This window comes from Paenibacillus sp. FSL R5-0470, assembly GCF_037975205.1.
In the GTDB taxonomy this organism is placed as follows: Bacteria; Bacillota; Bacilli; order Paenibacillales; family Paenibacillaceae; genus Paenibacillus_AQ.
Window position 1 is genome coordinate 3,144,908 of sequence record NZ_CP150238.1, and the last position, 12,036, is coordinate 3,156,943.

Below are 12,036 nucleotides of genomic sequence, written 5' to 3' on the forward strand. Positions count from 1 at the left end.
ATGAAACGTTGTCCGGAGCTTAATCGAAAAGCGAATCGCTTTTTATATCATCGAAAGATAGCTAGGTCATTTTAGTGTGATTATTCATGCTTATTTGATTGCGCCATCTTCCGATGTTAATGATTAAGAGGCTGTAGACAATTTTCGTCTACAGCCTTTTGTGTTATATTGCTCAGTTTCTACACTGACATTTATATGTTTGTGCCGTTCATTCGTGTACTGACAAGCAGAAGGCTTGCACCTAAGGGTGCAGTGTCTTCTGCTTTTTTTGCGTTCTTAATTAATTTTAGAAAAGAGGAATAGGAAATGAGTTTACTTGAGGTTTCTAATTTATCACATGCTTTTGGCGATAAGGTTCTGTACAAGAATGTTTCTATGGAATTGTACAAGGGTGAGCATGTCGGTGTGGTTGGCCAGAATGGAACGGGGAAAAGTACGTTTATTAGCATTTTGACAGGCGAAGTGATCCCGGATGAAGGAATGATAAAGTGGCAGCCCAATATTACAATCGGTCATCTCGATCAATATGCTGTCATGGATGGAAACCGTACGGTTCATAATTATTTAAGACAGGCTTTCTCAGAATTATATGAACTAGAACGAAAAATAAATGAGCTCTATGAAGAGTGCGCTGTAACTGGCAACGAAACGTTATTACAAAAGGCAGCAGACTACCAGGAACGATTAGAAGCGCTAGACTATTATTCAATGGAGAGCAACATCAGTAAGATGGTTACCGGTCTAGGGATCAACGCGATTGGAATCGACCTTCCCATCGAGCAGTTAAGCGGGGGGCAACGGACGAAAGTCATTCTGGCCAAGCTTTTACTTGAACAACCTGATGTGTTATTACTCGATGAACCAACCAATTATCTGGATAAGGAACATGTTAACTGGCTCGCTGAGTATCTGATTGCATTCAATCAAGCGTTCATTGTAGTGTCTCACAACTATGCCTTTCTCGATAAAATATCCACTAGTATTTGCGATATTGAGGGCGAAACGATTAAAAAATACCACGGGAAATACTCGGATTTTGTGAAGCAGAAGGAACATTTACGAGAGAGTCATATCCGGCAATATCATGCACAGCAGAAAAAAATCGAAACCACTGAGCAATTCATTCGAAAAAACGGTGCAGGTGTTAATTCCAAAATTGCCCGTGGTCGCCAGAAACAGCTGGATAGAATGGAACGAATCGCTGCTCCGACATTTGTCTCCAAAGCGTCTATTCGCTTTAAGGAGCTTCCGTGCATGTCACAAGTAGTCCTTAAAGTGGATCACTTAGTCGTAGGTTACGATAAGCCTTTGTTGCCTAAATTGAAGTTCTCCATTCGCGGTGGACAAAAGCTCGTGATTACGGGCTTCAACGGAATCGGGAAATCAACTTTACTAAAGACGTTGGTTGGAGAGATCCAAGGGATTACCGGTAGTTTTCAGTTCGCAGAACAAGTTAAAATGGGTTATTTCGAGCAAGATTTAACTTGGGAAGACGATACAATGACACCTATTCAGGTGATTTCAGCTTACGATCCCAAACTGACTGTAAAGGAGATACGTCGCTATCTAGCGCAGTGTGTTGTTAAAGATAACCTTGTAACACAGTCAATCCGTACACTCAGCGGCGGGGAGCAATCTAAAGTTAAGCTGTGCCTATTACTGCTTTCAGAATACAACTTTCTAATTATGGATGAGCCGACCAATCACTTAGATGCTGAAACGAAAGATGCTTTACAGAAAGCTTTAATCCAATTTGGTGGAACTGTGATTCTTGTTTCTCATGAAGAACAGTTTTATAAGGGTTGGGTTGATCGTGTGCTCAACATAGGAGATGAAACCAGAAATAAAGGAGTTAAGTACTAATGCAAACCATGAATGACCATTGGAAAAGAAAAATAACCCTATTTCTAACGGCTCAAACCATATCTTTATTTGGACCGTTATAGTCGTGAAAAAATGATAATGCTAGCGGATGACGTGATTGGGATCGCTACACTTATCCTCGCCGTGATGTTTTTGATGGGTTATAACAAGGAACCTTTACTCTGGATGAGGTAAATTCTGCAACTACAAATAAACTGGGAACTTTTATAACACGAGATAATAATGTTAGGGATAATTTACTTAATGAAATTGCCAACGCATACTCAAATGAGTTATAAATTTATTATGGAGACTGAATGATCAGTCTCCATCTTTCTTCAGTAAGGAGGTAGTTATGAAAAAAATTAGCATCATTTCAATTTCACTGATAATTTTATTGATTTTAATATTTGTATTAATCAGACCAACGCAAGAGATCCTTAGCGTTAGCCTTGTATCGGAAACAACGGAAATCACTTACACTGACAGTGAAAGCATTCGAATCTTCGAAGATGCTATAAGAACTGTTAAAAAAGTACGCGGGGCTGTCGATGTGGGGCCACCATCCTATCGAATGACTGTTACTTACGCTGATTCTGAGGTTGTTGATTTTAGCCTTTATATAGATCTTAAAGCTAAAAATGGCTTTCTGATTAAAAATAGCAATAGCGAAAAGATGCTGAATTTAAAAGATAAGAATGCGGTAGAGCTAGCTGATCTTTTAAGTAAAGAAAAGTGAGAATAATATTTGAGACATTCTAAAAAGATCTTAAAGATTATAGTTTAGAAACTCAATCTAAAAAATTAATTTTTATGTTGTAAATTGCAGTTTGTTGATGAAAAACTGTAAATGTGGTAAATATATTATGTTATGATTAATCAAATTTTCTATTGTCGTTAGTGATACGACAGAGTTGGATTTGTACTGGGACACACCCAGTTCATAAACATAGGGCTTATTTTGTCATGGAGACGATAGACACCTGTTTGCTGTCTATCGTCTCCATGGCTTTTTTGTACCTATTGGAGGAGATAAAGTGGATATGGTTGATATTAGTCGAGCAGCTGAGTAAGTACTTGCTGTGTTGCATTCAGAAATGCTCCCGTTACATGAATATGATGAAGTTCATATCAATGTATCGGGTAGGGTAGATATTGACGCGACGGTGCTTGTAGCCTTCACGATTATCATACTCCCAAAGGAAAAATCAAGCTTGTCCATATGCGTGTCGATAGAGATTTAGAAGGTACGACTAATAGACAATTTTTTTGGCCGCAGACTGATGTATATCTTCAGTACTTAAGCGAAAAACTTGATCTTCCCTTAATTGTTATATGGGGTTAATTAAGTTTAGAAGAGAGAATTAGGAACCGTAAAATGTTTCCAGACTCTAGCTGCTGTTTCTGCACTTCGTATATGAAAAGAGACGTTTATGCGTATTGGGTTCGTCAATTCGATAATTGCAAGATCCTATTATTGACCGGTGAACGATCTTAAGAATCTAAGGAACGATCTAAGAAACCTGTTTTCATGCTTCATTCGGCACATGCGACGAACAAAAAGAATCGCACCGGTCCGCTAGCTGATAGTGTCCAAGTGGAGACAATTCTTATTTTCGCAGGGATTGTAGTGATTATGTGCGCCTTGTATGCAGTGATTAAACTTCTTGCCTTAGCAAAGGACTACGATTAACATGAAGTTATTCCAAATAAATACAATCATAGCCCAGGTGATCTTAGATCGGTAAATTGTGGAGGGGGTTAGGTATGTATATCCATATATCTTCTTTAACACAGTTCCAAGGATTAGAGCCAATTGACTCATCCCTCGAGCTATTCCTTAATCAGCATTTAGATCGTTATGATAAGTTGGAGCCTCACATCCATGCTTTTGTATCGGAAGAGAAAAGAACAGATAGAATCATGAGTGAAGTAGCGCTGCTAAGACAAACCTATCATGAGCTCCCAAAACCGTCATTATACGGAGTTCCAGTAGGAGTTAAGGATCTAATTCATATAGACGGCTTGCCCACTCGTGCCGGTTCAAATCTTCCTCCACAGGAATTAACACGTTCAGAAGGTAGTTTTATTAAAAAGCTGCGGCAAAAAGGAGTATGGTTCACAGGCAAAACGGTGACCGAAGAGTTCGCATATGCCGGGCATCTCCCAACTCGTAATCCTCATCATTTGGATCATACACCAGGCGGCTCTAGTGCAGGGTCTGCAGCGGCAGTTGCCACGGGGATGTGTCCATTTGCGATAGGCACACAAAGTTTACGTTCTGTTATGGCACCTGCTTCTTTCTGTGGTGTTGTTGGATTTAAGCCAAGCTATGGACGTATCCCTTTGGATGGTGTTCAGTTGATGTCCCCTTCAATTGATACGATGGGATTTTTTACACAGGATATGGTTAGCATGGAGCGGATCTCTTCAGAACTCATCTCGGAATGGAGGCCTTTCGAATCTAACCGTAAACCCGTGCTTGGTATTCCAGAAGGGGTATTCATGACTTTATTGGAAGAGGACGCTAAACATACTTTTTGGAGCCAGATTAAGAAGTTGGAAGAGGCGGGCTTCATCATAAAAACGGTTAAGATGCCATGGGAAGATAGTTTCATCTATGGGGATGCAATGTTGAGATTAGTACAAGGGGAAATGGCTCAAGTGCATGCCGTACGATTTGAAAAATATAAAGATTACTATGGTTCGGCGATGCGTGCTGGTATTGAATCAGGTCAAACCATCAAAGAGGAAGAACTGGAGCGATATCGTAGAGGACAAATCAAATTGAGATATGATCTACTTTATGTTCAAAAGACAGAGGGGATTGATATTTGGGTCTCGCCCGCTCAAGCAGGAACTGCTCCATTGTGGGGAACACGGACAGGATGGGCTGGAATGACGGCTATTTGGTCATACGCAGGAGCGCCAACTGTGAGCATTCCTTCGGCCACTATTCATAACATGCCTTTAGGATTTCAATGTATTGGGGCTTACGGGCAGGATGAAGAGCTTATATATTGGAGTAGACTTGTATCACTAGCACTGGGGTGAGCCTATTTGGGCTACAGATGGGGCATGTTCGAGGTTAGATAACAGAGTGGGTCTTCAATACAATTGAAGATCTACTTTTTTTGTATGAAGTGAGAGTTTTTCTGTTAGGGATCGTCTATAGAGTATCGTGCTTCAAGGAGGCTTAAAGGTGAAGGGACATGTACCGAAAGTTGAAAAAGAGGAAGAAAGGCAATGGATCCTAAACGTTCTGGATGGTCATAAGGAAGACTATTCGTATCTTGTGAATCGATATAAGAATATTATTGAAGGATATGTGGGAAAAAGACCAACCACCAGCGAGTTTGCCGGATGACAATGCCGAACATTCTCTCTCTGATAATCCAGAAGAAGAATTATTTGAGCCATCCAAGTTGAAGTAGCATCCGATCCCCTTTGTATTTGATGGAGATGAGCTGATGTTAAATGATTTTACTGCACCGATTGTACACCAATGTAGATTGGTCCGTTCCTATCATGGAAGCTAGCAAAAAGCAGTAAAATCAATCATTTACCTTCCGGATTGTACAAGCAGCTAGGAGCTCTGTCGCATCTTATATACTATCACAATCGAAAAGAGGTGGTAGTTTATGACTGCTGCAGAGAAGAGAAGAATTCAAAGAGCTTTGAATGCTTTGCGTAAGCAAAGAGTGGTTCTGAAGGAAAGCCTTAAAAGAATTGAAGCATTGCTTTGCAGATTGCCTATTGGCAGTCGTGAAAGATTTGAATTGTTAGCAGTAAGAGATTCAATCGTAGAAGCGCTCCGACTCAATGCTATTGCTATACGAAATTTAAAAGACGTTACTTGTGCTTGTTAATTCGTTGACCTTCTGATCCTTGTATCAACGATCAAAGTAAAGCTTTTTCCTCTCACATTAGGAGGATACTGTTTTCTTTCTTATTGATCTGACGGGAAGCGATAGCTCAATAAACACGATAAGGCAGCCGGTCAGTAATGTGATCGGCTGCCTTTATTCAGCAAACGGGCAGGATAGTTGAAGTTCAAACGCAAGAAAACGTATCATAAATAGGGTTTAACCCCTAAGATGACTCTTAGTTTTTTTATATGACTTAATACAACAATATTTACAAATTCATGATACGATATTGCTAAATCGGGAAATAGATGCTCCATATGTAAGATAGAATTAATTATTGATGGAACTGTTGAAGATGATTCATAACAAAATGATTGATGATCAACCAAGGACGTTTACTGAAACTATTATGATTCTGTAGAATGGGGGCCACTATATGTCATTAGTTAATGAAAAAGAAGAGTGTTTACTTATCGAGACATTAAAATCGCATATACCAAATGTAGAGGAATTACTGAATCCAGCAGTTGAGGAATCAGAAATAAACCTTTTTGAAAGCATGATGAACTGCAAATTTCCAGAAGATTTCAGAAAGTTGTACATGAATTCTAATGGAGAAGGAGAGCAGATTTTTGGCGTTATGGCTGGTCTTGGTTGGATGAACATTGAATCGATAGAAAGCAACTGGAAGTCCCTTTTGGAATCAGCATACGATATTATATCCAGCAAACCAGATTTAATAAGAGATGGGAACTACAGAGAAGGCTGGATTCCTTTTGCCGAAGATGGTGGAGGCTCATATTTGGCAATTGATTTAGACCCCGGAGATAAGGGCGTTTATGGGCAAATTATAACGATAGATCACAATTCTAGTTTTTCATATGTTATTGCGGAAAGTTTGGGACATTTCTTTGAATTTATCGATTCGAGCCTCAGAAATAGTAGTATTGGTATTCGTGAAGAAGATGATGTAATCATATTATCCCGTGAAAGTGGAAGTTTGTTGGATGATATTTTGGCTTTGACTAAAATGGATATCGAAGAGAACAGCCTTATCCCTGTAAGCGGATTTTGGGAAGAGTATTTTAAAGACGATGTTGAGAGTGGTTTTGTATCTTCAAAAACATTGAAAAAAAAGAGAATGGTATTTATTAGAGCTGATCAAGCTCAAAAATACGGAGCAATATCTTTGGATATTTTAACCCATATGGTTAATCTTAAAGAACTTATTATACATGCGGATGAAATTACTAATTTCGATGTACTTAAACGGTTGCCTTCTTTAGCAGAACTTGTGATAGGATCAGAAGCCTTTAAAGAGTCTGATTTGGAGTACTTAGTTTCTTTAGATGGGCTAAGGCAGCTAACATTAATAGGACTTCCATTAAAAGATATACATAAACTGAAAGATATAAAGAAATTAAAGAGTTTGAGATTATGTAGAATGAACTCAATTGATAGGGGATTAATAGGAACTATAAAAAATTTGAAGGAACTAAGTTTAGAAGAAATGGAGGTTGGCGACCTGCTTTATATTTCAAACCTTAGTAAGTTAATAAAACTAGAGCTCAAACAAGTGACTATACCACATTTATCATTCTTAAAAGGTTTAAAGAATCTAACGTTTTTTGAGACGGATAGCTGTGCAATAGATGAATCACATATAGAGGTTATAGGAGAATTGAAGAAATTAAAGCAATTCACTTATCCGGTTGGAGATTTAACAATACTCAAAAATTGTATGAGTCTAAAGCAGATTGGAGTAGATGCATCAAGACTTAAAGGGTTGGAGGAAATTTCAAACTGTAATATAGTCGATATAACTATATTTCATGCAATATCGAAGGAGAACGCAAAGTCCGTAGTCGCGGAGTTTAATAAATACTTTAAACTTCATTCATATGGATGGCAGGTAACATGGAAAGATTAATGAAACTTGCCTACACTGAGCTTTATCATAATAGGGCGAAATTTTTAAAAAACAACGGAGACTAGCCATTTTGGTTAGTCTCCGTTGTTTATATTTTTTCGAAATGGAGAGTTTATGAAAAAGACTATTGTTTTTGTATTATCAATACTTATATTATTCTCAGGATTCGCAACACAAAGTTATGCGTCGTTTTCAGATACGCAATCTGCGGCAATACAGGCGTTGCTGGATGATGCCCGTCGTATATCAGGTGTGCCAGGAATGTCGATCTCAATACTTGCTGATGATGAAGTGTTCTACTTTTCTTCCGGGTATGCAGACCGTGAAAGTGGGTTGTCTGCAAGTGAAAATACACTATATGAGTTGGCCTCGGTCAGTAAAGCTTTTACCGGCATGGGTATTCTGCTGTTGGAGGAGCAAGGGCTGCTGTCAATGACTGACACTGTCCAAAAATATTTACCTTGGTTTACGTTAAAATATCAAGGCAAACCTGTTGATATGCAAAGCCTTACACTCAATAACTTTCTTCACCATACTAGCGGCCTAACAAATAGTAGGCATTCTCAAAATATTCCACAAGGCAATACACCAGATTTGCTGCAAAAGACTGTGGAAATGCTGGTAGATGCTGAGTTGACGTTCCCTACCGGTGAACAGTATAGCTATGGAACCGTTAATTATGACGTATTGGGTTTGGTTATTGAGATTGTGTCGGGACAAAGCTATGAAGACTTTATGAGGGAACAGGTATTTCAGCCGTTAGGTCTTCACCAGACGTATGTTTATAAAGAAGATGCTCAAGCCACCGGACAGTTGGCACAGGGCTACCGTTCTTCCTTTTTTATGACAACTCCATATAACGCACCGGATTATTCCGGGAATAAACCCGCAGGCTACATCATTTCTTGTACAAAAGATATGGCGCGTTGGATGGGCATACAGATGGGTATTGTGCAGGACATACCCGAAATATTCCATACGGTTATCGAAAAGTCACATCAGGGCGATATGTCTGTTCCGGCTGTCAACGAAATGTACTATGCGGCGGGCTGGACGGTAAACGCCAACCAAACGATTATAGAGCACCCCGGGGGAAATCCCAATTTTGGAACCGAAGTGATCATACTGCCAAATGAACGAACAGCCGTCTGCTTGCTGACCAACGGCGCAAATATCAATAGAAGCATGGTACTAAAAGTTAAAGATATATTAGACGGCAATCTAACGCAGTCATATGAAATAAGCGGCACACAGCTTTTGGACATCATTTTATCGTCTATCACAATTATTCTTTGCCTATTGGCTGTTCTGTTCTTTATCTTAGGATTACGCAGAAGGAAAACGAATGAGCGGCAGCCAATTACAAAAAAGCGAATAATCGTAACAGCTATTTTGCTGATTGCTACGATTGCCCTATGTATAATGTGCTGTGCATTAGATTGGCCAACGATACTTATTTGGCAAACATATAGTATTCTTACAGCTTTGATTTCGTCGGCATTATTAACAGCAAGCATTACATGGTTTGTATACACTCACCTATATAATGCCTCGCTCCGAAAATAAGTATTTTATTCGTTCGCTTTATTGGTAAAATGCGTATAGCGTATTTGGTTTGGTACAGCGGAAAGTAGAGTTACGAAATAGTGAGAAAGAATTGATTTAACGCCAGATTCACCTCAATATAACCATTTAAAGTTCAAGCAGAGATACCACTTGAACTTTTCTTTTGTTGAATTACTTGCACAATCCTTGGTGATTCTCAATCTACATACTGGCAGTAAAGCTCAATGTTACTATACATCGGATTTGTTGGGTTTCCGTTCATTACCGGAATCTCGTTATCCGAGTATATCCGGCGTCGAAGACTTGTCTACCGCTTCTAGCACTTGACGAGGCGTTTTAGTACCTGCTATGATTTCTTGAATATCTTTCCTAGATTTGAGAAAACAGGGCCAGCAACGCCCAAATTATTAACAAGGCACATGACATTGCCGCCTTGAAAGCATTTTGAAGTAACCCCTTTCAAAAAAGAGGAACCTCCTTTATTATCGCCCCGTTGAATTACAAGCGATAGCGGATACATGAAGGATGTAATCTCAAATCTCATACATTAAAAAGACAGTTTTGAGGAGTATTCGTATGGAACATAAATTAACCTTAATTAATGTTTTTGCCGGCATAAATTCAGAGGAAGCAGTCTTTGAAGAGCTTCCTGCAGAATGCATAAGCGATAAAATATTCAAATTATGTGCATCTCCTGGGCTGGCTCTAGGGCTTGCGAAAGGAGATACAATAAAACTCCATCCCAATGGAGAGTTTGAATTAATAAAACATGGTGGAAATTTCTGCATTCAAATTTACAAAGAGGAGCTTATTAAAGAAAAGATAGAGACAGCTGAATCTATAGTCAAACGAGAGCTTTCCGGTTCTTTAGATGGATTTCATAATGGCTCGCTTGCCTTCACCGCGCCCATCAGGAATGGATTTCATGCCACCAATAAGGTTTTCAATATAATTAGAGATTTATTAGAATCGGAGTACTATTACTCTAATATTTACGAATATCCATATAACTTCGACGATGAAGAGTTAGTTAGCTGGGCTAGAGATCTGGATTAATCGCTTCAAAATATCAGTTCTCCGGCATCATACACTATCTCTGGGCCACATTTTTCAATATGATCTCCAATCCTGAGTCAAAAAAATAACTCGTAAACATAATATACCCAAAAGCTCAAGAGTTGCAGGAGGTAGATATGGTAGATGAAAGGCATCTTGTTTATTTCAAAGAACTCCTGGAAGGAAATGCTGAAATTTCTTTTAAGGCATACCTTTCAAATAATGAAGATTCTTTGCGCAAGCAATTTTCTCCGGCGAGATTTGCAAGACTGAAGTTCAAGTCAATTGATGAAATAATAAAGATTCTTGACGAAGAGAATGTATCCTACAGCATTAATGATCATGCCGTAAGAAACGAAAAATATTTAGCAACCTTTCATCTGGATGCCTTGAATGAACAAGGTAGGCTTAAGGAAGGATTCAAAGACACCCTATTCAAAGGAACTGTTCACAACTTTAAAACAAAGGGGGAAGAAGCAGTCTTAACCCTCTATAAATACATCGAATACCCTAAAAAAATCAATAGCAAAAAAAATATAGAAAAACTCCAAGACATCGAATGTTTCGCCGAATTGGAATTATCCTTAGGGGATGAAAGTCTTGGCTTATTTTTACTAAAGGCTCTAGCCTCTATTGAGCGTCAGCTTTCCGAAGTAGATGATATTGTCCTTAAAGCTCAGGAAGCAGTCATGAAGCACCATTCATCGAAAAGAGATTAATAACTTCTTAATTGGAGAGATCTGCCCTTTCAATTACTGAAATGGCAGACCGCGAACGATGAAGGAGGACGATGATACCAGCCCAAATTCTAAACCAAAAAACCAATATTGAAAAAAGGTGATGGATGTGCAAATCAATAAAGAGTCATGCCGAGGGATCAATCTGGAATTCGACATTAGGAGAACAATTATTCTCAATTTATATATTAAAGAATGGTCTATGCCAGAATATAGAGTCATAATGACAAAACCGGAGATTGGCGTATATATTGAGTTATATTATTTTCCATCAATTGACGTTAATAATCCTGCAAGATTCGCAACAGTCGGCCTATCTAATTCCATTCGGAAAACTGGAAAACCTATTGAGAATGAATGGATGATAGCTTTAAAACCCGATTTGGGACAAGAAAACATTGATCGCATATTCTCATATTTCTGTGACATAATTGCCCATAATATTGAACATATCCAATCTTCGGAAGTACCACGAGTAATGACTGAGAGCGCACTCGCACCAGAAAACTGGACTACAAAAGCCCTTTTGATTGATGAACTAAGAGGAGAAAGTGAGGATTTAGAACAAATAAAAATAGGTGAAGAAATAATTAATGTCTTGTGGGTAGTACCAATTACCCCCAAAGAATCGCGTATAATTTTACAAGAAGGCATAGATGCTTTTGATGCTTACATAGATAATCATCACTATTCCATAATTGATCCCACTCGTCCTGATTAATAAGAGCAGTTCAGTATCATTCGCACTAAACCAACCATACCCCCACAGGTGGGTCCTTGGCTCGCGAACCACGTTGTGGAAAATCAAACCATGTCTACGGTGGTGCCAGAAAGTCCAAATGACACTGTGAAGCACTTGCTCGGCTAGGGCATTATTTTCCTTGAACAGGGGTAATGGTTCTAGAGTATGACAGCGGAATTCTTGGATGAGAGTACAGGATTACTGATGAACAAGGTAGAAGACAACTGAAAGTAGAACAACAAAGTGAATTCCTTCCAAAAGCGCCGCAAGGCG

General features: G+C 38.9%; 11 protein-coding genes and 1 pseudogene. All 12 read left to right on the plus strand.

Going from position 1 to position 12,036, the window contains the following annotated elements; all coding sequences use genetic code 11:
• The first annotated feature begins 306 nt into the window (after positions 1-306).
• On the plus strand, positions 307-1,863 hold the full coding sequence (locus MKY99_RS13860) for an ABC-F family ATP-binding cassette domain-containing protein (protein WP_339271107.1): 1,557 nt from the start codon (positions 307-309) through the stop codon (positions 1,861-1,863).
• A gap of 355 nt (positions 1,864-2,218) precedes the next feature.
• Positions 2,219-2,602: a hypothetical protein gene (locus MKY99_RS13865; protein ID WP_339247963.1), complete on the plus strand. Its 384-nt coding sequence runs from the start codon at positions 2,219-2,221 to the stop codon at positions 2,600-2,602.
• A 792-nt stretch (positions 2,603-3,394) separates the two neighbouring features.
• Positions 3,395-3,556: a hypothetical protein gene (locus MKY99_RS13870; RefSeq protein WP_339271109.1), complete on the plus strand. Its 162-nt coding sequence runs from the start codon at positions 3,395-3,397 to the stop codon at positions 3,554-3,556.
• Between the two features lie 74 nt (positions 3,557-3,630).
• Complete coding sequence (locus MKY99_RS13875; RefSeq protein WP_339271111.1) at positions 3,631-4,917, plus strand: amidase; 1,287 nt, start codon at positions 3,631-3,633, stop codon at positions 4,915-4,917.
• Between the two features lie 148 nt (positions 4,918-5,065).
• Positions 5,066-5,230 (plus strand): hypothetical protein, encoded by a 165-nt coding sequence (locus tag MKY99_RS13880; RefSeq protein ID WP_339271113.1) that lies wholly within the window; start codon positions 5,066-5,068, stop codon positions 5,228-5,230.
• A 274-nt stretch (positions 5,231-5,504) separates the two neighbouring features.
• Positions 5,505-5,732 (plus strand): hypothetical protein, encoded by a 228-nt coding sequence (locus MKY99_RS13885; RefSeq protein ID WP_042187971.1) that lies wholly within the window; start codon positions 5,505-5,507, stop codon positions 5,730-5,732.
• A 436-nt stretch (positions 5,733-6,168) separates the two neighbouring features.
• Positions 6,169-7,662, plus strand: a complete 1,494-nt coding sequence (locus tag MKY99_RS13890) for an SMI1/KNR4 family protein (protein ID WP_339271115.1) — start codon at positions 6,169-6,171, stop codon at positions 7,660-7,662.
• A 114-nt stretch (positions 7,663-7,776) separates the two neighbouring features.
• Positions 7,777-9,228 carry a serine hydrolase domain-containing protein gene (locus tag MKY99_RS13895; RefSeq protein ID WP_339271117.1) on the plus strand — a complete coding sequence of 484 codons (1,452 nt, stop codon included), beginning with the start codon at positions 7,777-7,779 and terminating at the stop codon, positions 9,226-9,228.
• Between the two features lie 576 nt (positions 9,229-9,804).
• Positions 9,805-10,284 (plus strand): DUF4265 domain-containing protein, encoded by a 480-nt coding sequence (locus MKY99_RS13900; RefSeq protein ID WP_339247977.1) that lies wholly within the window; start codon positions 9,805-9,807, stop codon positions 10,282-10,284.
• Between the two features lie 137 nt (positions 10,285-10,421).
• Positions 10,422-11,003, plus strand: coding sequence for a hypothetical protein (locus tag MKY99_RS13905; protein WP_042187979.1), 582 nt, complete (start codon positions 10,422-10,424; stop codon positions 11,001-11,003).
• Positions 11,004-11,244: 241 nt separating this feature from the next.
• Positions 11,245-11,742 (plus strand): suppressor of fused domain protein, encoded by a 498-nt coding sequence (locus MKY99_RS13910; RefSeq protein ID WP_339271120.1) that lies wholly within the window; start codon positions 11,245-11,247, stop codon positions 11,740-11,742.
• Positions 11,743-11,796: 54 nt separating this feature from the next.
• Positions 11,797-11,889 (plus strand): annotated as a pseudogene (locus MKY99_RS13915) (SDR family NAD(P)-dependent oxidoreductase); the annotation flags it as partial.
• Between the last annotated feature and the right edge of the window lie 147 nt (positions 11,890-12,036).